The organism is Collimonas sp. PA-H2, assembly GCF_002564105.1.
In the GTDB taxonomy this organism is placed as follows: domain Bacteria; phylum Pseudomonadota; class Gammaproteobacteria; order Burkholderiales; family Burkholderiaceae_D; genus Collimonas.
The window spans coordinates 5102374-5125797 of the sequence record NZ_PDBX01000001.1; the positions used below are offsets into that span (position 1 = coordinate 5102374).

At 59.5% G+C, this 23424-nt stretch carries 17 protein-coding genes and 1 pseudogene; 9 read left to right on the forward strand and 9 right to left on the reverse strand.

Annotated elements, in window-relative coordinates:
- Positions 1–68: 68 nt before the first annotated feature.
- Complete coding sequence (cls, locus tag BCF11_RS23400; RefSeq protein WP_098496862.1) at positions 69–1490, reverse strand: cardiolipin synthase; 1422 nt, start codon at positions 1488–1490, stop codon at positions 69–71.
- An 82-nt stretch (positions 1491–1572) separates the two neighbouring features.
- Positions 1573–2205 (reverse strand): LysE family translocator, encoded by a 633-nt coding sequence (locus BCF11_RS23405; RefSeq protein WP_098496863.1) that lies wholly within the window; start codon positions 2203–2205, stop codon positions 1573–1575.
- Positions 2206–2359: 154 nt separating this feature from the next.
- On the opposite strand from BCF11_RS23405, the gene BCF11_RS23410 reads away from it, so the two are divergent.
- The 3 genes from BCF11_RS23410 to BCF11_RS23420 all read left to right on the forward strand — a co-directional run bounded on the left by BCF11_RS23410 (position 2360) and on the right by BCF11_RS23420 (position 6483).
- Positions 2360–3220, forward strand: a complete 861-nt coding sequence (locus tag BCF11_RS23410; RefSeq protein ID WP_098496864.1) for a fumarylacetoacetate hydrolase family protein — start codon at positions 2360–2362, stop codon at positions 3218–3220.
- 122 nt (positions 3221–3342) lie between these two features.
- Positions 3343–4707, forward strand: a complete 1365-nt coding sequence (gene gorA, locus BCF11_RS23415) for a glutathione-disulfide reductase (protein WP_098496865.1) — start codon at positions 3343–3345, stop codon at positions 4705–4707.
- A 99-nt stretch (positions 4708–4806) separates the two neighbouring features.
- The gene (locus BCF11_RS23420) at positions 4807–6483 is read left to right on the forward strand and encodes an acid phosphatase (RefSeq protein ID WP_098496866.1); all 1677 of its coding nucleotides are present in this window, start codon (positions 4807–4809) and stop codon (positions 6481–6483) included.
- A 93-nt stretch (positions 6484–6576) separates the two neighbouring features.
- Here the strand turns inward: BCF11_RS23420 and BCF11_RS23425 are convergent.
- Positions 6577–7305: pseudogene (locus BCF11_RS23425) on the reverse strand (YoaK family protein); the annotation flags it as partial.
- A gap of 297 nt (positions 7306–7602) precedes the next feature.
- Between BCF11_RS23425 and BCF11_RS23430 the strand changes: the two are divergent.
- Together BCF11_RS23430 and BCF11_RS23435 are read left to right on the forward strand one after the other, a co-directional pair.
- Positions 7603–8748: a porin gene (locus tag BCF11_RS23430; RefSeq protein ID WP_098496868.1), complete on the forward strand. Its 1146-nt coding sequence runs from the start codon at positions 7603–7605 to the stop codon at positions 8746–8748.
- A gap of 273 nt (positions 8749–9021) precedes the next feature.
- Positions 9022–10563: a catalase gene (locus tag BCF11_RS23435; protein WP_098496869.1), complete on the forward strand. Its 1542-nt coding sequence runs from the start codon at positions 9022–9024 to the stop codon at positions 10561–10563.
- Between the two features lie 65 nt (positions 10564–10628).
- On the opposite strand, the gene BCF11_RS23440 is transcribed toward BCF11_RS23435, so the two are convergent.
- On the reverse strand, positions 10629–13295 hold the full coding sequence (locus BCF11_RS23440; protein ID WP_233212613.1) for a TonB-dependent receptor: 2667 nt from the start codon (positions 13293–13295) through the stop codon (positions 10629–10631).
- 625 nt (positions 13296–13920) lie between these two features.
- On the opposite strand from BCF11_RS23440, the gene BCF11_RS23445 reads away from it, so the two are divergent.
- The 3 genes from BCF11_RS23445 (at position 13921) to BCF11_RS23455 (ending at position 16711) form a co-directional block, all read left to right on the forward strand.
- A complete protein-coding gene (locus BCF11_RS23445) occupies positions 13921–15462 on the forward strand; it encodes a CYTH and CHAD domain-containing protein (protein ID WP_098496871.1) in 1542 nt (513 codons plus the stop codon).
- Between the two features lie 271 nt (positions 15463–15733).
- Positions 15734–15958 carry a hypothetical protein gene (locus BCF11_RS23450; RefSeq protein WP_092411871.1) on the forward strand — a complete coding sequence of 75 codons (225 nt, stop codon included), beginning with the start codon at positions 15734–15736 and terminating at the stop codon, positions 15956–15958.
- 18 nt (positions 15959–15976) lie between these two features.
- A complete protein-coding gene (locus BCF11_RS23455; RefSeq protein WP_098496872.1) occupies positions 15977–16711 on the forward strand; it encodes an rRNA pseudouridine synthase in 735 nt (244 codons plus the stop codon).
- A 27-nt stretch (positions 16712–16738) separates the two neighbouring features.
- Here BCF11_RS23455 and BCF11_RS23460 read toward each other — a convergent pair whose 3' ends face one another.
- The 5 genes from BCF11_RS23460 to BCF11_RS23480 all read right to left on the reverse strand — a co-directional run bounded on the left by BCF11_RS23460 (position 16739) and on the right by BCF11_RS23480 (position 21704).
- A complete protein-coding gene (locus BCF11_RS23460; protein WP_098496873.1) occupies positions 16739–18013 on the reverse strand; it encodes a DUF445 domain-containing protein in 1275 nt (424 codons plus the stop codon).
- Between the two features lie 43 nt (positions 18014–18056).
- Complete coding sequence (locus BCF11_RS23465; protein ID WP_098496874.1) at positions 18057–18692, reverse strand: membrane integrity-associated transporter subunit PqiC; 636 nt, start codon at positions 18690–18692, stop codon at positions 18057–18059.
- On the reverse strand, positions 18689–20326 hold the full coding sequence (locus tag BCF11_RS23470; protein WP_098496875.1) for an intermembrane transport protein PqiB: 1638 nt from the start codon (positions 20324–20326) through the stop codon (positions 18689–18691). The genes BCF11_RS23465 and BCF11_RS23470 overlap by 4 nt, the downstream gene beginning before the upstream one ends.
- Positions 20327–20388: 62 nt before the next feature.
- Positions 20389–21081, reverse strand: a complete 693-nt coding sequence (locus BCF11_RS23475; RefSeq protein ID WP_098496876.1) for a paraquat-inducible protein A — start codon at positions 21079–21081, stop codon at positions 20389–20391.
- Positions 21078–21704 (reverse strand): paraquat-inducible protein A, encoded by a 627-nt coding sequence (locus BCF11_RS23480; RefSeq protein WP_098496877.1) that lies wholly within the window; start codon positions 21702–21704, stop codon positions 21078–21080. Before BCF11_RS23480 ends, BCF11_RS23475 begins: the two co-directional genes overlap by 4 nt.
- Positions 21705–22072: 368 nt before the next feature.
- Here BCF11_RS23480 and BCF11_RS23485 point away from each other — a divergent pair, with 368 nt between their 5' ends.
- Positions 22073–23416, forward strand: a complete 1344-nt coding sequence (locus tag BCF11_RS23485; RefSeq protein WP_098496878.1) for a reverse transcriptase family protein — start codon at positions 22073–22075, stop codon at positions 23414–23416.
- The last annotated feature ends 8 nt before the right edge of the window (positions 23417–23424 follow it).

Consider the following 23424-nt stretch of genomic DNA (forward strand, 5'->3'; position numbering starts at 1 on the left):
GTATGTAAATACAGTGTGCAAAGTCAGTTTTTTTGTTCTGTTTTGATGTTGTTGCAAATACGGCAACTTTAGAGTAACGGGCTGACCAGGCGCGCCACATGGACCAGCACCCGGTACGGATAATGCAGCTTGGCGTAATCGGCGACGTCGATTTCTACGCCTTGGGCGAAGTCGGCCTGCAGCATGGTTTCGACCTCGCCGGCAAATGTGCTGTCGATGTTGAGGGAGGTGATTTCAAAATTCAGCCGTAGCGAACGGTTATCCAGGTTCATGCTGCCGACCGAGGCGGTGTCGTCGTCGATCAGCATCACCTTCTGGTGCGTGAAGCCGGGTTGGTAGCGGAATATGCGCACACCGGCGCGCACCAGTTCGTGTGCGTACAAGGTCGATGCCAGGAACACGGTACGATGGTCGGGAATGGCGGGAATCAGGATGCGCACGTCGACGCCGCGGAACACCGCCAGCTGCAAGGCGGCGTTGACTGCCGAGTCAGGCACCAGGTAGGGAGTGGTCAGCCACAGCCGGCGGCGCGCGGCGTGGATGGCCTGGATGAAGAACAGTGAACAGGTTTCCTGGGCATCGGCCGGGCCGGTGGCGGCCACCAGGCTGGTGGCCTGGCCGTTGGCCGGGCGCGGCGCCGACAGCTTGAGCGGCTGGCCGGTGATCCATTGCCAGTTTTCGTCGAACGCCAGCTGCAGATCTGCCACCGCCGGCCCCTGCAGTTCCATATGGGTGTCGCGCCAGGGCGCCAGCGGCGGCTTGTGGCCGAGATATTCCTCGCCGACATTGAGGCCGCCGACAAAGCCGCGCCAGCCGTCCACCACCACCACCTTGCGGTGATTGCGGAAGTTGAGCTGGAAGCGGTTGCGCCAGCGGCGCGTGGCGAAACGATGGATCTCGACGCCGCCGGCGCGCAGGATGGCGCCATAGGAAGCAGGCAGATCGTGGCTGCCGACGCCGTCGTACAGCACGTACACGCGGACGCCGGCGGCAGCGCGTTCCAGCAGCGCAGCCTGCAGTTTGCGGCCGAGCTCGTCGTCGTGAATAATGAAAAACTGCACCAGCAGGTAGCGCTCGGCGCTGGCGATAGCGGCGAAGATCGCCTCGAAACTGGCGGCGCCGTTGACCAGTAGGCGCAGGCGATGGCCGCTGAGAAAGGGCACGCCGAGCATTTTGCTGATGGCCTGATAGCGCTGGGCGCCGGGGTGCGGCGGATATTCCGCCGACAAGGCCAGCTGGGCCGGATCGTCCAGCTGCTGCAGGCGCGCCTGGCGCGAGTGATGTAGTTCGGCGTACCCGGAAAAGCGTTTGCTGCCGAGGAACAGGTAAGGCAGCAGGGTGAAGTAGGGCAGCAGCACCAGGCCGAATACCCAGGCCACCGCGCCTTGCGGCGTGCGCGTATGCATCAGGGCATGGATGGCGGCGACGACGCCGGCGGCATGCAACAGCAGAACGGTGGCGGAAACCAGTGCAAACGGCAAATGCGGCATTCAGGCGACTCCGGATTTGTGGGGCAGCTTGCATCTTAGCCAATAATTGACGAATTGGCGCTTATAACTCCCTTAGGCTCCCTTATTTCTTTGCCTGCATCGCAATCCGCACCGCCAGGCCGGCCAGTACCGTACCCATCAGCCAGCGCTGGATCAGCAGCCAGCTCGGGCGGCCGCCGAGGAAACCGGCAATGCTGCCGGCCGCCAGCGTCACCATCGAATTGACCGTGATGCTGATCAGGATCTGGACCACACCTAGTCCCAGCGACTGCACCAGAATGCTGGCGCCGTTCGGATCGATAAACTGCGGCATCAGCGCCAGGTACAACAGGGCGACCTTGGGGTTGAGCAGATTGGTGAACAAGCCCATGAAAAACAGTTTGCGGTTGCTGTCCATCGGCAGGTCGCGCACTGCGAAAGGCGAACGGCCGCCCGGTTTGACCGCTTGCCATGCCAGATAGAGCAGGTAGGTCGCGCCGCCGAAGCGCAAGACATCGTAGGCCAGCGGCACCGCAAATAGCAGGGCGGTGATGCCGAAGGCGGCGCACAGCATGTAGAACACGAATCCGGCGGCGACCCCAGCCAGCGAAATGAAGCCGGCTTTCGGCCCCTGGCAGATCGAGCGCGAAATCAGGTAGATCATGTTGGGACCTGGCGTCAGCACCATGCCGAAGGCGACCAGCGCAAAACCCAGCAGTAAATTAAGATTCGGCATAGATGATTCGAAGAGAGATAGGGTGAGGTCCGCATCGGGCCAGGCCCCGTATTCTGACGTAAAACCCGTGCGTCTGCATAGCCGGACTTGGCGCTTCTCTGTTTGATAGTATGATCGTTTAGCCAAGTCCCGCAAAAACACAAGGAAGCAACAGATGAAGCTATTACGAGTAGGTCCCAAAGGGCAGGAAAAGCCGGCCATGCTGGATAGCGGCGGCAAGCTGCGCGATCTGTCCGGCGTCGTCGCCGACATCACGGCGCGGCAGCTGACGCCGGCCGGCCTGGCGCAGCTGCGCGCGATCGATGCCGCCAGCCTGCCGGAAATCAGCGCAGCCGGCCGCATCGGTGCGCCGTTCACTGGCCTCGGAAAATTCATGTGCGTCGGCTTGAACTATAGCGACCATGCCGCCGAATCTGGCCTGGCGGTGCCGGCCGAGCCGGTGTTGTTCAACAAGTGGAACAGCTGTTTCGGCGGTCCCAACGATCCCATCGTGATGCCGAAGAATTCGCTCAAGACCGACTGGGAAGTCGAACTAGGTGTGGTCATCGGCAGCAAGGCGCGTTACGTCGAACTGGATCAGGCCTTGTCGCATGTCGCCGGCTATTGCGTCGTCAACGATGTGTCCGAACGCGAATACCAGATCGAACGCAGCGGCACCTGGGACAAGGGCAAGGGCTGCGATACCTTCGGTCCGGTCGGCCCCTGGCTGGTGACGGCCGATGAAGTCGGTGATCCGCAAAATCTCTCGATGTGGCTGGAAGTCAACGGCAAGCGCTTCCAGAACGGCAGCACCAGGACCATGATTTTCAACGTCGCTTTCCTGGTCCACTACATCAGCCAGTTCACCACGCTGTACCCGGGCGACATCATTTCCACCGGCACGCCGCCCGGCGTCGGCATGGGCCAGAAGCCGCCGCTGTATCTGAAGCATGGCGACGTCGTCAGGCTGGGTATCGATGGCCTCGGCGAGCAGCAGCAGACGGTGCATGCCTGGGACGAGAGCCTGCTGGATTGATTGATTCATACGGCGGGCTTCACTCGTAAACGCGCTATGGCGTAAGATTTGGCCGTTGTCCATTGTTGTCCGCTGTTGTTCGCCGTTTTTGCTCAGTAATAATTGGTTCTAGGAGAATGCCAATGTCTTTCGATGTCGATCTGTTCGTAATTGGAGCGGGTTCCGGCGGTGTGCGCGCCGCCCGTTTTGCCGCCGGTTTCGGCGCCCGTGTCGCCGTAGCGGAAAGCCGCTACCTGGGCGGCACCTGCGTCAATGTCGGCTGTGTGCCAAAGAAGTTCCTGGTGTACGGCGCCCATTTCAGCGAGGATTTCGACGTCGCTTCCAGCTTCGGCTGGACTGCCGGCAAGCCGCAATTCGACTGGGCTGCCCTGATCTCCAACAAGAACCGCGAAATCCACCGTCTCAATGAAGTCTACCGCAGCCTGCTGCAGGGCAGCGGCGTCGCCCTGCATGAAGGTCATGCCAGGCTGGTGGACGCGCACACGGTCGAGATCAACGGCGAGCGCATCAGCGCCGCCAATATCCTGGTCGCCACAGGCAGCTGGCCGCAGGTGCCGGAAATCCCGGGCAAGGAACATGCGATCACTTCCAACGAAGCGTTCTTCCTCAAGCAGTTGCCGCGCCGCGTGCTGGTGGTCGGCGGCGGTTATATCGCGGTCGAGTTCGCTTCGATTTTCCATGGCCTCGGCGCCGAGACTAGCCTGCTGTACCGCGGCGACCTGTTCTTGCGCGGCTTCGACCAGGGCGTGCGCCTGCATCTGAAACAAGAGTTCGAGAAAAAGGGTCTGGGCCTGCAGTTCAATGCCGACATCGCGCGCATCGACAAGCAGCCTGACGGCAGCCTGAAGGTAACACTGAAGGACCAGCGTGTGCTGGCAGCCGACTGTGTGTTTTATGCTACCGGACGGCGTCCGATGCTGGACAACCTGGGCCTGGAAAATGTCGATGTGGCGCTGGATGAAAAAGGCTTCATCAAGGTCGACAGCGAATACCGCAGTTCGGAGCCGTCGATCCTGGCCCTGGGCGACGTGATCGGCAAGGTGCAGCTGACGCCGGTGGCGCTGGCCGAGGGCATGGCGGTGGCGCGCCGCTTGTTCCGTCCGGAGGAATATCGGCCGGTGGACTACAAGCTGATCCCGACCGCGGTGTTCAGCCTGCCGAATATCGCCACGGTCGGCCTGACGGAACAGGAGGCGCGCAGCGCCGGCCACAAGATCAAGCTGTTCGAAGCGCGCTTCCGGCCGATGAAGCTGAGCCTGGGTGACTATCATGAAAAGACCATGATGAAACTGGTGGTCGATGCCGACAGCGACAAGGTGCTCGGCTGTCACATGGTCGGCCCGGACGCCGGTGAAATCATCCAGGGCATCGCCGTGGCCTTGCGCGCCGGCGCCACCAAGCGCGTGTTCGACGACACCATCGGCATCCATCCGACCTCGGCGGAAGAGTTCGTGACCTTGCGCACGCCGCTGTCTGAAACGCAATAAATCCAATGCAATCTTCCCTGGCCCTGACCGCCGGGTGCGTTTTCAGCGCCGCGGCAGGCCGGCTATCAATATCTCTATCAAGAACTGTGAAACCCATCCATGAATGAAAACGACAAACCTGATTTGACCACGGAAGATGAGCCAGGCGGTTTTTCGCGCCGCCGTTTTCTCGGTAGCGTAGTGGCAGTCGGCGCCACCCTGGCCTTGGCCGATTGCGCCAGCGACGGCAGCCAGCAGGTGGCCGACGCCAGCCAGGAAAAATTGCTGGACCAGCAGCTGCAGGCGGCGATCAGGCACGTGGTGGTGATCTATGCCGAGAACCGCAGCTTCAATAACCTGTACGGTAATTTCCCGGGTGTGCAAAGGCCCTTGGCGCAAGCCATGCAAGGGCGCTACACGCAGCTGGACCGCGACGGCAAGACGCCGCTGCCGCAACTGCCGAAGATCTGGGGCGGCCTGGTGCCGCAGGCGCAGCAGGTCGACGGCCGGCGCTATGCGATCAGCGAAGAACAGATCAACGGCTTGCCGAACGCACCGTTCAAACTGAGCGATGCCCAGGGCAAGCCCTTGCCGCAGGGCGTCATCACGCGCGACCTATGGCACAAGTTTTATCAGAACCAGATGCAGATCAACGGCGGCAAGAACGACCAGTTCGTGGCCTGGGCCGATTCCGGCGGCCTGACCATGGGCCATTACGGCGAAACCGCCGGCAAGCTGAACCTGTGGAAGCTGGCCGAGCAATACACCCTTTGCGACAATTTTTTCATGTCGGCCTTCGGCGGTTCCTACCTCAACCATATCTTCCTGGTTTCCGGGCAGACGCCTTTCTATCCGGATGTGCACAATAGCCCGGCGCGCCATAATGTATCGACGGTGGAGGGCGACGACCCCAAGGGCACGCGCCTGAAGCTGGATGACAAGAACCCGGCCTCGGCCATCGACGGCCCGCCTAAATTCCTGCGCGACCGCGCCATCACCCCGGACGGCTATGCGGTGAACACCATGGCGCCGCCGTACCAGCCGAGTTTCGTCAAGCCGGCCACGGGCGGCGATGCCGCCTATGCCGACGCCAGCGATCCGATGGTGCTGCCGCCGCAGACCTATCCGACCATCGGCGACCGCCTGTCGGAAAAAGGCGTCAGCTGGAGCTGGTACTCCGGCGCCTGGCAGGCGGCGCTGGATGGCAAGGCCAACGACGATGCGGTGCCGAACTTCCAGTATCATCACCAGCCGTTCAACTATTTCAAGAGCTTTGCGCCGGGAACCGCGGCGCGCGAGACGCATCTGAAGGACGCTGGCCTGGGCGACGATCCCGCCACCAATAAATTCCTGGCGGATGTCGACGCCGGGCGCCTGCCTCAGGTCAGCTTTTACAAGCCGCAGGGCAATCTCAACCTGCACGCCGGCTACGCCGACGTCGAATCCGGCGACCGCCATATCGCCAATGTCATCGCTCATTTGCAGCGCGGGCCGCAATGGCAGAACATGATGGTGATCGTCACGCACGATGAAAACGGCGGCTGGTGGGATCACGTGGCCCCGCCCAAGGGTGATCGCTGGGGGCCGGGCTCGCGGATTCCAGCGACCATCATTTCGCCTTATGCCAAGAAGGGTTTTGTCGACCACACCGTGTACGATACGACCTCGATCATGCGTTTCATTACGCGCCTGTATGGCTTGCGCAAGCTCGATGCGCTGGTGGCGCGCGATGTGGCCTTCCTGCAGAACCAGCAGGCGCCGCTGGGTGACCTGACCAATACTTTGAACCTGGCCTAGATCAGATAAATCCGTTTGCCCTGAAATGTCCCGTTTGGCCGGCGCAGCCGCACCGGCCAAACGGCGTCATGCCTTGCGCCGGAATCTCAGGAAATCATCGAAAATGGGAACGATAGCCAGGCACATCAATGTCGCGGCCAGCGGCGCGGTCGCAATGAAGCCGACATGCTTGAAGCCCATGGCGCCGGTCAGGCCGCCGCTGAAAAACAGGGTCACCAGCGTCGCCAGTAGCCGCAGTTTGTCGCGGTCGCCGAGCACGTCCTGCCGGTTCTGGTGTGGCTTGAGCTTGTTCCAATAGACCAGCTTGCCGAGCTCGATGCCGATGTCGGTCACCATTCCGGTAATGTGGGTGGTGCGGATTTCCGCCTTCGAAATCTTGGTGATGATGGCGTTCTGCAAGCCCATGATGTAGCACAGCAGGATGACCGTGATCGGCACGAACAGCCATTTATGGCCCTCCAGGTTGCCGCCCAGCAGCCCGAACAGCAATAGCAAAACCGCTTCCAGCATCAATGGCAACGCATATTCTGCCTGCAGCTCTTGGCGCCGGCCCCAGTTGATCAGCAGCGCCGATGTCATCGCCCCGGCCAGGAACGCCAGCAGGCAAGCCAGGCCCGCCAGCATCAGGCCGAGCGATCCCAAAGCCAGATTGTCCGCCATCGATGAGACGATGCCGGACATGTGAGAGGTGTATTGCCCAACTGCCAGGAAGCCGCCGGCATTGATCGCTCCCGCGATAAAGGACAGGAAGCATGCCAGATGGCGGTTTGCTTGCTGGCTGCGGTCCTTGCCGGTCAGCTTTCTCAGATAGGGAATAGGCATAGCTTGCGATTTTTTTGCTGGGCAACAGCTGAATAGTACGCTGTTGCGCGCGTTGCGGGCTGGTACAACGCCGCCCCGCGCGGTTCAGCTGATCAAGATCAGTCCTTGGTGTGCCAATCCAGGAATATTCCTACAATTATCTATTTATCACTAATTGTCATTTTGTATATACTATTGATTGGCCGTCCGCCGCTACACGAGCCTGTCTACGGGCAACGCAGTATCAGGGCCGGGAAATACATGAAGGGGATAGCGACTAAGGCGACAACCCTGCTTTCAATCAACAGAGGATATGGCATGAAAAAAATGGTTTTGATAGCTGGTATTCTTGGCGGCATGGCCAGCGCTGCGCAGGCGCAGAGCAACGTCATCATCTACGGCATCGTCGATCTGGGACTCAACTTCACCAATAACGCCGGCGGCAGCCGCGCCTACCAGATGGAAAGCGGTTATCCCTCCGGCAGTCGGATCGGCTTCAAGGGCAAGGAAGACCTGGGCGGCGGCCTGAGCGCCGTGTTCCAGCTGGAAAACGGCTTTAACGCCGATACCGGCGGCTTGGGGCAAGGCGGGCGCCTGTTCGGACGGCAGGCGTTCGTCGGCCTGTCCAGCAAACAGCTGGGAACCCTGACCATGGGGCGCCAGTACGATTCAGTCGTGGATTTCCTCGGCCCGCTGACTGCCAACGGCAACTGGGGCGGTTATTTGTTTTCGCATCCGTTCGACAACGACAATACCGACAATTCCTTCCGTATCAATAACGCTGTCAAATACACCAGCGCCGACTATAACGGCTTCAGCTTTGGCGGCCTGGTCGGTTTGGGCGAGACTGCCGGCGCGCAACGGACCAATCTCACTTACAGCCTTGGCGCCCGGTACGTGAACGGTCCGTGGGCGCTGGCCGCGACATACATGAGCAACAAGCTGCCGGGTTCAACCGCCATCGGCTCGATCGCTACCAATGATGCCAATTTCATCGCTTCCCAGCAGCGCACCGCGGGCGCCGGCATCAACTACACGATGGGCAACGCCACCTACGGCTTTGTGTATTCGAACACCAATTTCACCAATCCGCTGTCATCAGTTTATGTCGGACCGATTACGCCGGCTGCGGGCAGCCTGAACCGGTTGGTGTTCAACAACTACGAACTCAACGCCAAATATCAATTGACGCCGGCTTTCTCGCTGGCGGCGATGTACACGTTTACCCAAGGGAAATTCAATACTTCGGAAGCCAATTTCAAGCCGAAATGGCACATGCTGGGCCTGATGGCTGATTACGAGTTGTCCAAGCGCACTGACGTTTATGCGCAAGCCGTTTATCAGCAGGTTGCCGGCAGTGCGACCGGTTCGGTGCTGGACCGCGCTTATATTCCTGGCGCAACCGATATTTCATCAGCTGCCCGGCAAGGGATGTTGCGGCTGGGGCTGCGTCACAAATTCTGAGTACCGGCCTGCATCAGCGGTCCGGGACAGCAATGCCCGGATCGCTGTCATTTGGCAGCAAAACCAATTTGAAAATCCTGGCGCTGACGGTGGATGGTCCATACGGGCCGTTTTTTTTGCGCCTCGCTTATCTGTTTCCCCGGCAAGCGGTGTTGCTATAAGGCATAGTTTTAATTTATTAAATCAATTAATATTTAAAATTATATAGTTAACGACTATTTGTGTAAGTTTGGCAATACGCATTCTCGCGTATAAAAATGAGGAGAACCAAGCATGCATTTCTCAAAAGCCTATTCAACTTCGCAACTGGCCGCAATCGGATTGACCACTTTGCTGGCTGGCGCCGCAAGCGCCCAAACCATGACACGCGACAACGGCGCAGCGGTCGGCAACAACCAGAATTCCCAGACCGCCGGTCAACGCGGTCCGACCTTGCTGCAAGATGCCCATCTGATTGAAAAGCTGCAGCGCTTCGACCGCGAGCGCATTCCTGAGCGCGTGGTGCACGCACGCGGCACCGGCGCCTTTGGCGAATTCGTGGCGGCAGGAAATCTGTCGACGCTGACGCGCGCCAGCCTGTTCGCCGAGGCCGGTAAAAAGACGCCGGTTTTCGTGCGTTTTTCTACCGTCATCCATCCCAAGGGATCGCCGGAAACCCTGCGCGATCCGCGCGGTTTCGCCACCAAGTTCTACACTGACCAAGGCAACTGGGACCTGGTCGGCAACAATCTGCCGGTCTTTTTCATTCGCGATGCGATCAAGTTTCCGGACATGGTGCATTCCCTGAAGCCGTCGCCGGTCACCAATACGCAGGATCCTAACCGCTTCTTCGATTTCTTCAGCCATCAGCCAGAGAGCACCAATATGCTGACGCGAGTCTATTCCGACCTCGGCATCCCGGCGTCTTATCGCATGATGGATGGTAATGGCGTGCATGCCTACAAGATGGTCAACGGCCAGAACCAGGTGCGCTATGTGAAATTCCACTGGAAGAGCCTGCAGGGCGAAAAGAACCTGACCCGCGCCGAGGCGGCGCGCGTGCAAGGCGAGGACTTCAACAACCTGACCAGCGACCTCTACGCAGCGATCAAGCGCGGCGATTTTCCGAAGTGGGACCTGTACGTGCAAATCCTGAAGCCGGAAGACCTGGATAAATTCAAGTTCGATCCGCTGGATGCCACCAAGATCTGGCCTGACATCGCAGAAACCAAGATCGGCACCATGACTCTCAACAAGGTGCCGGACAATTTCTTTGAAACCACCGAGATGGCGGCGTTTGCGCCATCGCATCTGGTGCCGGGCATCGAAGCATCGGAAGACCGTCTGCTGCAAGGCCGCATGTTCTCCTATGCCGATACGCAATTGCACCGGCTGGGAGCCAACAACCAGCTGATCCCGGTCAATCAGCCTCTGGTGAAGGTGAACAACAACAATATCGACGGCCCTGGCGACACCGGCAAGCGCAGCGGCGATGTCAACTACCAGCCGTCGCGGCAAAGCGGCAGCGCAACCGATGATCCTGCTTACAAGTCGGTGCAGACGCCATTGTCGGGCAGCACGCAGCAGGCAGCGATCGTCAAGACCGACAACTTCAGCCAGGCCGGCAGTTTCTACCGCTCACTGTCGAAGCAAGACCGGGAAAACCTGATCGGCAACCTGGCGGCGGATCTGGGGCAGGTGAAAAATGCAGAAATCCGGCAGGTCATGCTGAGTCACTTCTACAAGGCGGATGCGGAGTACGGGACGCGCCTGACGACGGCGGTGAAAGGTGACCTGGGAGACGTGCAGCAGCGCGCGCAAAAGCTGACGGATTAAAATCTCTTTGATCAGAAAATGCGCAGGCCGGGATGGGTGCATTATCCCGGCCTGCGCCATACGGATTACTGGAACTGATAACGCATGTTGGCATAGACGTAGCGGCCAACCAGGTCATTGGTGCTTTGGACAAAAGTGTCGGAGTAAGCCGTGTTTGCGTACACCGGCGCCTTGTCGAACAGATTGTTGACGCCAAAATTCAAGGTCAGGCTTTTCGTCGGCCTGGTGTTGAAATTCAGGTCCCACACTGTGTACGAAGGAATGCGTGCGTTTGTGATGGCAGGATCCTGGGAGTGGGTAGGATCGTCAATATTGCGCGTGCTGGCGTAGGTTCTCGCCGTCAGCGCCAGTTCGTGGGTGGCATACTCATAAGCAGTACGGAAGGAGTTGTTCCACCTTGGATGGTTGAGCGAATCCAGCCGGCTCACAGGATCGGCGCCCGGAGTGGTGCTTTGCTTGAAGCTCAGCGTGTAATTGTTGACTTCACGGAACTTGAGCTTGCCCCAGCTGCCGAGGCCGATATCGTATTTCACATCCAGATCGAGACCCTGGAGATCGGTTCTGCCGACGTTGATATAGGGCGAGGTGATGCTGTTGATCCGCCCCTTGTTCAGCCCCGGGTTGCGCCGTTCCAGAGCAGGGTTGCGAGGATCGCGGCCGATGAGCGCTGCGTAGCCCGGAATGATGTCTTCGTTGTCCAGGATGTATTGCGCATCAAGCGACTGAATCGTGTTGCGTTGCTTGATGCCGTACCAGTCCAGCGATGCCGACAGATCTTTGGCAGGCTGCCATACGACGCCAAAGGAATAGTTGTTGGCCTTTTCAGCCTTCAGGTCGGGATTGCCTTTCAGGTAGACTTTGGGGTTATAGCTGCAGGCGGCGCCTACGTACCCCAGCGGGCCGCAACGGGCACGGTCGGCAACGGTGGTGTAGGCGGTCGTGGTCGAGGCGATCTCGGGCAAGGTCGGCGCCTTGAACGAGGTAGTGGCCGAGCCGCGCAGCAGGATCTGCTCCGAAGGCCGCCAGGCAAGAGCGATTTTCGGGTTGATCGAATTGCCGAAGTCGCTGTAGTGGTCGCCGCGCAAGGCAAGTTGCATTTCAAGCTGCTTCATCAGCGGCACATTGAATTCGCCGTACAAGGAATACACCGAACGGCTGGCCTTGCTGCTGTTGGCGCCGGCTCCGGCGATCTTGTTGGCGACAGTCAATGGGTCCGGGCGGTCGTCAATCGATTCATGGCTGGCCTGCGTACCCCAGGCGAAACCGACCGGCGCGCCATTGAACGAGAACAGGTCCGGCGTCGACATTTTCCAGTCGACTGTTCCGAGGCGCGATATCGCCACCCGTTCGACGGACGTCAGCAAGGGATTGACCACGCTAGGCGGATTCCAGTAAGCGAACGGGTCATAGCCGCCGTTGCCGAGCAAGCCGCTTTGCAGCGACGCCGACGACTCATTTTTCAAGACGGCATTCGAGCCAACGTCGCTGAGGCGGTTCTGGTTAAGACTGATGGCCGCCTCGCTGTCCCACTTGCCGATTTCACCGCGCCACCCGCCAACCAGGCGCACACTGTCGCTGGTAACCTTGTTTTGCCTTGGTGCAGCTTCGTAAATGCTACGGAAGACGCGGAGCTGATCACCCGGCGTGAAGCCCGCCAGGGAGCCGTCCGCGCTGGGGCCGGGTAAATTGGCGAGGCCTGGATTGGTCGAACCGGCAGTTTTGCCGATGAAGGCGCTGTCAAACGCGGGTAAGCCGAATTCGGTGGTGCTCTCGCTGTGACTGTAGGAAGCTTCGCCGAACAATTCGTCCTGCCCATTGAGCCGCTTGGTGAAAATCGCTGAAATGCCGCCACGCAGCACCTTCGGCGATAAGCGGATCACAGGATTGGTAAAGCAACGCGTGTCGCGCGTGTCGCGGCTGACGCCCACCGTCCCGCGGCAACCGGGGATAGGGAAACCAGGTTCGGCGGTGGTAAGGTCGGTCAGGCTTCCCAGGTAACGGTCTATGCTCCTGCCATCGCTTCCGCCAAAGCGGCCGAAATCGCGATTGGCGGTGGCGTCGTGCTTATCGCTGTATAGCGGATTGCGGCGAAATACATCGACTGTCAGCAGCAAATTCTGGCCATCCTTGTCCAGGTCGCCCCAGCCGGCGGTGACGCTGGCGCCGGCGGTGCCGCCATCGCCTTTTTCATTGCTCCCGAGATTGGCCGTCGCTTCGACACCCTGATAGTTACGCTTGGTCTTGAAATTGATCACGCCGGCAACCGCATCGGAGCCATAGATCGCGGAAGCGCCATCGCGCAGGATTTCGACGGATTCAATCGCCGCCAGCGGCAAGCTGTTGAGGTCGACAAACGTATCTTCGGCATTGTTGGCAAAGCCGTAATTGGCCAGGCGGCGGCCATTCAGCAGGATCAAAGTGTATTTCGCCCCCAGGCCGCGCAAGCCCACCGATGCCGCGCCCCTGGCGAACGAATTGTTGTCGTTGCCGCTCAATTCCACGGAAACCGACGGCAGTTTGCTCAGCAGTTCAACCACAGTGCTGGCGCCTGATTTTTCGATGTCGGTTCTTTTGATGATTTCGACAGCGGTCGGCCCTTCTTTGTTGACGCGCGAAATATTTGAGCCGGTGATGGTGACGCGCTCAAGACTGTCGGAGGGGGTGGTGGTTTGATCAGCACCGAAGGCCAGGGGTACATGCATGAGGCCGATTGCCGCTATAGCTGATGCCAAGAACGTCTTCTTCATCTGGGGAGCTCTCCACTTTATTAATAAGGAAATGATCAATTTCGCTTCATGCTTTTGTTACGGCCAATTCGGTAAATTCGCCGTAGAGCATGTTTCGTTTTGTATTCTCGAGGTGGACTGTGTACGTCCAATCGACAAACGGTGACCCGCGCATTGCAACGGTTTGGGTCATCGCCATTTCATTCTGTATCAAGTTGTGAGCAGATGTAACGCGTCTGAAATATTTAACTTTTTACGTAGGTTTTCCGTTGTTTTATTTTCCGTGCATCACTATTTTCACAAAAAATGTGATAAATAAATTCCTTTTTAGCAATGATTGTTAAGTGATTTTGAGATGTAAATGCATGATGATGAAAGAATTTAGTGAAAAATAAGAAAAAATAAAGATCAATGAATGGAAGTGTAAGCAAAAAATGAATTATTGCTTGTCTATCATGAATGTAAAATGAAAAGCTTTCCAATCAAGCAGTAATTACCTATATTTTTTGCAATAAAAAATGCCGGCGCAAGCCCGGTAAGGCTGCATATACTGTACATATGGCGTCACGATCGTGATGGTGTCGCCGGGTAGTTTTGCCGCTATCCACAATTTTGTTTAACATTGGAAAACATGGAAATCGAACTAAAACTTTTGCTGGATCCGGTCGATGTAAATCGCTTTCGACGCCACCCATTATTAAAAAAACATGCGCTCAACAAGCCGCAATCGCGGCAGCTGAACAGTATTTACTTCGATACCCCCGAGCTGTACCTCAAGCAGAATCACACCGCCTTGCGCGTGCGCCAGGTGGGGCGGCGCTTGGTGCAGACCTGCAAAAGCGGCGGCCAGGTGGCAGCCGGTTTGCACCAGCGCCCGGAATGGGAGTCGGAAGTCAGCGGCGCCAAGCCCGATCTGCCGGCTTTGCTCGGACTTATCGAGGCCGGATCGGCGGTGGCCAGGCTGATGTCGGCGCCGGCTCTGGCCGAACGCCTGCAGCCGATTTTTACAACGCAGTTCCGGCGCACCATCTGGCTGTTGCGCCTGCCGTCCGGCGCTGAAATCGAACTGGCGCTGGACCAGGGGCAAGTGATTCATGGCGACAAGACGGTCCCTATCAGCGAGATCGAGCTGGAACTGAAAGCCGGCGATTCAGCCAGTCTGTTCGATGTCGCCCTCGAACTGCAGAACAGCCTGCCGCTGCGCGCCGCCAATGTCAGCAAGGCCGAGCGCGGCTATGCCTTGCACTCGCCGCAAGCGCCGGAAGCGGTGAAGGCGCTGCCGCTCACCCTGTCGCCGGCATTGACGCTGGAGCAGGGCTTCCAGGTGCTGATGCATAACTGCCTGGCGCAGATACAGGGCAATGAAGACGGCGTGATGCATGGCAGCGATCCGGAACACCTGCACCAGATGCGGGTAGGACTGCGACGCCTGCGCGCGACGCTGGGTCTGTTCAAGAAATTCATCCAGGCGCCGCCCGAGATCGCCATGCAGTTGCGCTGGCTGGCCGGCATGCTGGGGCCGGCGCGCGACTGGGAAGTGCTGGCGGCATCCACCTTGAGCGACGCGGCCCGGCGCCGGCCGCATGAGCCGCAACTGGAGCATTTGCGGCAGCACGCTGCCAGCGTCGCAGGCAAACACCGCCATGCGGCCGCAAATGCGCTGGCTTCCCGTGCATATGCAAGATTATTGCTGTCGTTGGGAAGCTGGCTGGAGGGGCGGCGCTGGCGCCAGCAGCAAAGCACCGAGCAGATTGCCGCATTGTCGATGCCGCTGAAAAAATTTGCACGCAGCAAACTGGTCAGGCTGCAGAAGAAGTTGCTGGAACGCGCCAAGGGCATCAAGCGCCAGGGGCCGGCGAAGCGGCATCGGCTCAGGATCGCGGCGAAGAAGGTACGCTATGCGGCGGAGTTCTTCGAATCGTATTTTCCGTTCAAGCGCATGCGCCCCTATGTGCAAGCTCTGAGCGAGCTGCAAGATCTGTTAGGCGTCTCGAATGACCGCAATGTCGCCGGCAGCTTGCTGCAACAGATCGCCGAACAGCACCCCGAACTGGAGCCGCACTGCGATCTGGCGCTGAGCCTGCTGGACGAGGGCGCCAGGCTGCGCAGCTCGAAAATCAAGCGGGTCTGGCGCAAATTCGCTGAATTGGCGCCGCCTGCGAAACCCGACTAAGGCCGATAACTTGGTTGTTAGTGTAGTGCTTCGCAAGTAATGAAACTTCATAAACGGCGTCTTTTCGCGCCATGCGTCGTTGCAAATCCTCGCGATAGTCCCGCTATCGCTCCGGTTTGCGCCTAGCCTGGCACGAAAATCCACCATTTCTGAAGCTCCATTACTTGCGAAGCACTACACTAGGCCTGATTGATGAGAAAATACGCCCGCCGAGCCCTTCCTGTAACGCAGTGGATGAAGGTGGGCAAGGCGGGAAACACAGGAGTTAATCATGACCTACGAAGAATATCTGGATGAAGTCACCACGCTGATGGTTGAACTCTACGACCTCAAGGACGAGGCCGCGATCAAATACGTGATGCGGGCTCAGGCCGCTGACTTTTTTACCCTGCACGACGACGATCCGGCCATGCGTACGCTGGAGCGCGCGCGGGAAGACGCCAAGACCATTTACGAACAGCGCAACAAGTCGCGTCCAGAACTGTACCGCAAATAAAGATCAAGGCACTCATACATGACTGAATCCGTTCGCCTGGCAAAACAACTCGCCGAACAGCTTTCCTGCTCACGCCGCGAAGCCGAACAATATATCGAAGGCGGCTGGGTCAAGGTCGACGGCGTGCTGGTGGAAGAGCCGGGACAGCGCATCGGCATCCAGCAGCAAATCGAACTGCTGCCGGACGCCACGCTGGAACCGCAAGACCCGGTCACCATCCTGTTCCATAAGCCGGCCGGGCTGAATCTGTTCGCCGAGACGCCGATGACCGAGCTGGCGGCACGCCTGGTGACGGCGGACAAGCGGGCCGCCGACGACCGTGCCGAGCTGCGCTTCCTCAAGCGCCACCTGAGCAACCTGAATCTGATAGAACCGCTGGAAACGCTGGCCAGCGGACTGCTTATCTTCAGCCAGGACTGGCGTGTCACGCGCAAGCTGGTCGACGACGCCGCCAAGATCGAACACGAATTCATCGTTGAAGTCGCCGGCGACATCATCCCGGACGGCCTGAAGCTGCTGAACCACGGTTTGAGCTTCAACCGTAAGCCGCTGCCGCCGATCAAGGTCAGCTGGCAGAATGAAAAGCGCCTGCGCTTCGCCCTCAAGGCGCCGCAGCGTGGTTTGCTGGCGCATATGTGCGAACAGGTCGGGCTGCAAGTGGTGGCGATCAAGCGCATCCGCATCGGCCGCCTGCCAATGGCAAGCCTGGCGGTCGGCGAGTGGCGCTATCTGCTGGGCTACGAACGGTTCTGAGCGCAGGTTCTTAGCGGCTGGCTTTGCTTAAAAATGCGGCAGCCATGGCCGCAGCTGCGAAATCAGGTACAGCAGCAAGCCGATCAGGCCGCCGACTATGGTGCCGTTGATGCGTATCCATTGCAGGTCCTTGCCGATATTCAGTTCAATCTGCTGCGCCATTTCCTGGCTGTTCCAGTTCTTGACGGTATCGCTGATATGGCGAGTCAGGAAATCGGCAAAATCGGGCGCCATATTCTTCGCTGCTTCCTCCAGATGCTGGTTGACCGACTGCCGGAATACCGGATCGTCCGCCAGCGTCTTTCCCAGCCAATGGCCGGCAGCGATGATGTTCCGGTGCAGCAGCGATTCGCTGCGGCGCAGGTCTTCCTTTAGCCATGTGCGCAGCGATCCCCACAGGTTTTTCAGATAAAGATACAGGGTAGGGTCGTTGAGCAGATAGGTTTTGATCTGTTCGCCTTTGGCGATGAATTCCGGATCGTCCTTGAGCTGTTCGATGAAGTGCTTGGTAAAGACGTCGAACCTGCCGCGCATTGGATGGTTTTTATCGCTGCTGATCTCCGCAATCAGGTGGCTTACTGCGTTGACGGCAATGTCCGCGCCTTGCCGGCCTATCCAATCGGATGGCAGGACTTTCTCTTTCAAAGGATGGTCCTGCTTGAGCCAGATCACGATTTCGCCGGCTATCAATTCTTGCGTTTCTGGGTTTGCCAGCAAGCCGGCGCATTGCACCAGCGCTTCGTCCAGCAAAGCCTGGTGGCGGCCGTCCTTGGTCAGTTGGTCGAGAATCACGCCAGCCGATTGCGACAGGTCCACTTTTGCCAGCGCCACGTGCAGCGCCCTCGTCATGAAGCGCTGCACCGGAGCATCCTCGATGAAGTCCAGTATGCGCGCGGCTTCCCTCAGCAGGTGGCGGCCGAAGTTTTCGGTATTGCCAGGGGCGGTCAGCCAGGTGGCGAGCAGGTTGGCCGGGTCGTGCTTGCGGATCAGGCCTGCGATCGATTCGACGTCGAAGAATTTATCCTTGACGAACAGCGCCAGGTTGTCCGCGATCTTGTCCTTGTTTTTTGGAATGATGGCGGTATGGCGCGACAGCAGCGGAATCGGCACGCGCCGGAACAGGGCGTGCACCGCAAACCAGTCGGCCAGCGCGCCCACCATCGCCGCCTCGGAAACGGCCTTGACCAGGTCGGGCCAGAAGCCGCCGGGCAGCAGCAAGGTGACGATAAACACGATGCTGGCAGCGGCCAGGAACAGCATCGCGACATTCTTTGATCTTTCCAGCTCTCGCCGTTTGTCCATCATGGCTGCTGACCTGCCATGTCCGGATTACTGCATCGCATCCTCAGCTCTGACAGACCGGCGTGGCGCCGCTCTTGAACGTGTTGACATTGGCGGCAATGGCGTTGACCGCATCGGCCACTGTCCGTTGCACGCCGAGCACCAGGGCATCGATGCCGGCGGCGACCGGTTCCGAGACGGTCAGTTGGCAGGCGCCGGTCTTGGCATTGTCCGAACGGGTGATGCTCCAGCCGTAGGTGGCTTGCACTTTATCACCCGGAGCCGCATCGAATTCGCGCAGTTCGATGGCGATCCGGTAGACCGGCTGGTCGGTCGGCCTACCGCTGCGGCTGACGTCGGTCGCGCCCAGGCGGTTGGCGAGACCGCTGGCGAGCGCGTCTCGCAATTCATTGTTGAAGGGCGATGACCAGCGTTCCTGTTCCAGGATGTCAACCCGGGTGCCGGCATTGGCGCCGCTGCTGCGCACCACCAGCTGCGGCCGCGCCAGGCGCTCCGGCAGGGCTATCGGCGACACTTCGATAAACAGGCGCGCATTTTGCGTCTGTGTCGGCGCCGCCGGCGGCGCCGACAGGGTATAGAAGCGCGTCGGGCTGGAGGTGCAGCCGGCCAGCGCCAGCGCTGCGGCTACGGTGAAGAGGGCGCCGCGCAGGCGGCTTGCTGTGGTCTTGGTCGATATCATTTGTTGCTTTCCTCTTGCTTGCCGCGGATCAGTGACTCCGGATGGCGTTCCAGGTAATCGGTCAGGACTCGCACCGAGGCCGCCGAACGCGTCAGTTCCTGCAAAGTCTGGCGGATGTCCTGCTGCAGCGGCGAATTGTCGGACAGGGTGCGGTCGGCGTTATCCAGCGTCTTGCGCACGTCCTTCATCGCCGCCATGATTTCCGGCGCGACGTCGTTGTTCAGGCTCTTCGTCAGCTGTTCGGCGTTGAGCAGGGTACGGTTCATGGTGCCGATGGTTTTTTGCAGGTCGGCGGCGATCTGGTCGAACGGCACCTTGCTCAGCTTCTTGGCGATCTCGGCGATCTGCGACTGGATTTCATCCAGGCTGTTAGGAATTGTCGGCAACACAATTACGGAAGTCGAGGTGTCGATTTTCACCGGCGGCGCTTTCGGGAAAAAGTCGAGCGCGATATACAGCTGGCCGGTCAGCAGGTTGCCGGTCCGCAGCTGTCCGCGCAAACCGCGGCTGACCATGTATTCCAGCCGCTGCTTGGCGCTATAGGTGGAACGACGCTCCTCCTCGGCATACTTGCGGCCCAGCCGCTCCGGATAGATCTGCACCGCGACCGGCATCTGGAATTCGCGCTGCTTGCCGTCGTACTCGATACCTATCGATTTGACTTCGCCCAGCACCACGCCGCGGAAATCGACCGTGGTGCCTGGCGTCAGGCCGCGCAGCGACTGGTTGAAATACATGACCACGGTTTCCGACGGCCCGTCCGGCTCTTTCAGGGCGGCTTCTTCGTCCTGCGCCAGATTGAAGGTGGTGTTTTCCTTGGCTTTCATGCCCAGTTCGTCATCCGGCGACTGGAACGCTATGCCTCCCAGCACCACGGTCGCCAGCGATTGCGTGCGCAGCTTGAAGCCGCTGGCGTTGATCTGCATGTCGAAGCCGCTGGCATGCCAGAAACGGGTATTGACGCCAATGAATTTGTCGTACGGCGCATCGATGAAAATGCGCAGCGTCACCCCTTTGCCGTCCTCGTCCAGGTCGTAAGCGGCCAACTGGCCGACCTTGATGCGGCGGAAATAGATCGGCGAGCCGATATCCAGCGAGCCGATATCGGCGGCGTGCAGCATGTACTGCTTGCCGCTGGCGTCGAGCCTGACGATAGGCTGCACTTCCAGGCCGGTGAACTCGTCCTTCTTATCCTTGGAGGTGCCGGCGTCGGCGCCGATGTAGGCGCCCGACAGCAAGGTGCCCAGTCCGGAGACGCCGGAAGCAGCGACCCGCGGCCGCACCACCCAGAAGCGGGTATCGGCGGCGGTGAAGCTTTCCGCTTCCTTCGACAGCTGGACGTTGGCCAGCACGTGCGAACGGTCCTTGCTGAGGGTGATGGTCTGCACCAGGCCGATGTCGACATCCTTGTACTTGACCTTGGTCTTGCCGGCTTCCAGGCCTTCGGCGGTGCGGAAGGTGATGGTGATCGACGGCCCGCGTTCGACCAGGATCTTGACCACCAGCGTCAGGCCGACCACGGCGGCAACGATAGGAATCAGCCAGATCAGCGACGGCAGCCAGTCGTGCTTGCGGCTCAGCTTTGGTTCTGGCAGCGGCGGCAGGGCGCTGTGCGGGGTGTTTTCATCACTCATCTTGTGCTTTCACTTTTTTGCTTACTTATTTGCTGATTTTCTTGCTTCGTTTCGTTTTTTGCTCACGCATGCTCATGACGGTCCGCATGGCTGTCCCAGGTGAGGCGCGGGTCGAAGCTGAGCGCGGCCAGCATGGTCAGCACCACCACCGAGGCGAACGCCACCACGCCGAAGCCGGCAGTGATCTTGGCGAAACCTTCAATTTGCACCAGCCCCGCCAGCAGCGACACCACGAACACGTCCAGCATCGACCAGCGGCCTATGATTTCCACCAGCCGGTACAGTTTTGCCCGCTGCAGGCGGCGCCAGCGGCTCTGTTTTTGCGCCGTCGCCGTTAGCAGGATCAGCGAAGCCAGCTTGAACAGCGGCACCAGGAAACTGGCGATGAAAATGATCGCGGCCAGCTCCCAGGAGCCGGAGACCCAGAAATAGATGACGCCGCTCATGATGGTGTCCTGCTGCACGCCTAGCAAAGTCTTGGTGACCATCACCGGCATCAGGTTGGCCGGGATGTACATGATGCAGGCGGCGATCAGCAGCGCCCAGCTGCGCATGATGCTGTGCGGCTTGCGCAGGTGCAGCGCGGTGCCGCAGCGCTGGCAGTCGTCATGTTCAGTCACGTCCTGCCACACCGTGCCGCAATGGTGGCAAGACATCATGCCCTGGCCGGCGGCGGTATGCGCCGGCAGGTCTTCGTCGCCGGCTACGATGATCGGATTGTCGGCATCGGCGCTGCCGCCGCTGGCGCTGTTCATGGTGCTCCTTGCTGGCTGCCGTCGGCAAACGCCATCTGCCAGAAGCGGCGCGGATTGAAGGAAACCACCGCCGTCAGCAGCACGGTCAGCACGCCGAAGGCCCATAGCGCCACACCGGGAATCACCGTCGCCATGTTCGATAGCTTGACCACCGCAACCAGCACCCCCAGCAGGAATACTTCCACCATGCCCCAGGGCCGCAGGTTTTGCATGGCATGCACCAGCCAGCGGAAGCCCGGAGGACTGCGTTCGTTGCGCAGCGTCAGCAGCAGGTATAGCAGGAACAGCAGTTGCAGCAGCGGGAACAGGATGGTGGTCGCCAGCACCAGCATGGCGACCAGCGACATGCCTTCGGCACTCAGCGACAGCACCGCGCCGAACAGGGTGGTCTGGCTGCGCAGGCCTTGCAGCTCGATTTCGACGATCGGGAAGCAGTTGGCGATGAAAAACATGATCAGGCTGGCCACGGTGAGCGGCAAGATACGTTCACGCTGGCGGCCGTCATCGCGCTCCAGTTCGGTGCCGCAGCGCGGACAATGGGCGATCTCGCCACGCTGCAACTGCACCTTGCGGTACAGGGCATCGCATCCTTCGCAGGCAATCAGATCTGGGACTTCGCGCATGAGTATTCAATAAAGTGGACAGATAGGATTCTAACAATAATCTGCGCTGCCACCGACAGATAGTTAACTTGATCGTTGGCCAGTGCCGGAATGCCGGGCGCGGCAGTCGCGTATATGCCATGTCAGCTTGACATTCAGGCAGGAATTTGGTTGACACTCCTATCATATTCAAATAGTGTGGCCGGGCAGCGGATCCTTCAAGTCGGCGTGCTGTTACCTGGTGTAGCGGAGCGCCTCTGCGGGGCTACCCCGTGGGATATTTTGGCTTGGCAATGCAGCGCATGAGCGGCGCTGCACCCTGATGCAGGTTTGCTCATGCATGACGGGACTGGTTGAAGGCTCTCCGCTGCCTAGTCTACTGTAACCCGATGACTCCTAAAACTTTTGTCGCCTTGGCGCTCGCAGACACCTTCCTCGCGCACGATGCCAGCACCAACGCCCTGATTGCAGGGGCAAGGCGGGCGCTAGGCAAAAAATGGCGCTGGATACCTTCCCTCTTCCGGACTATCCTCAAGCAGCATGGCGAGCAGCTGCATTGCCTCGGCCGCTCCGAACTGGCTGCGCTGATCCTGGCGCACGACGGCTTCTCGGATGCCTGGCAGGAAAGCAGTCCACCGCAGATCAGGCATTATTGTCTCGACGCGCCGCTGGCAGTCGAGCAGCCAGGCTGGCTGGCCGCGCTCGGCTTGCCCAGGCTTGCCAGCGTTGCCGAGCTGGCGCAGTGGCTGCAGGTGGCGCCGCTCGAACTCGACTGGTTCGCCGATAAATGGCGCAACAATATGCCGGCGCCGAGCGCCTTGCAGCACTATCATTATCGCTGGCTGCAAAAGCGCAGCGGCGGTCTGCGCCTGCTCGAAATTCCCAAGTTGCGCTTGCGCGCCATGCAAAGCCAGATACTGCGCCACTTGCTGGACCTGGTGCCGCCGCACCCGGCGGCGCATGGCTTCCGCCGTGCGCACTCGTGCGCGACGCACGCCGCGCTGCACGCCGGCAAGCGGGTGGTCATGCGGATGGATCTAAGCAATTTCTTTCCAAGCATCCCGGCCGCGAGAATTCATGGATTGTTCGTCAAGCTGGGTTATCCGGCCAATGTCGCGGGTGTTTTTTCCCGTCTTTGCACGCATCGCACACCCGCCAGCGTGCTTGCAAATCCGGACAAAGGACTGCGCAGCGCTCATGTAATGTCTTGGCAAGAACGTCTAGCCTTGCGTACGCGGCATCTGCCACAGGGCTCCCCATGCTCTCCGGCCCTGGCCAATTTATGTGCTTACCGGCTGGATATGCGGCTGCAGGCTTTGGCGGTTTCGCTCAACGCCAGCTATAGCCGTTACGCCGACGACCTGGTATTTTCCGGCGACCAGGAACTGGAACGGGCAATGCATCGCTTCCATGTGCAAGTAGCGGCAATCGCCCTGGAAGAAGGTTTTTCTGTAAATACCAGGAAAACGCGCATGATGCGCAGCGCCGTCAGGCAGCAAATAACCGGCATTGTGGTCAACAGCCACCCCAATATTGCGCGCCCGGACTTCGATAATCTGAAGGCGGCGCTGACCAACTGCATCCGTCATGGGCCCGCATCGCAGAATCGGGAGGGGCGGGATAATTATCGGCAATTCCTTGCCGGGAAGGTGGCCTACCTGCATATGGTCAACCCGCAACGCGGAAAGCGCCTGCAGCAGCTATTCGAACAGATTGTCTGGTCCGCGGACTAAACGGCGTA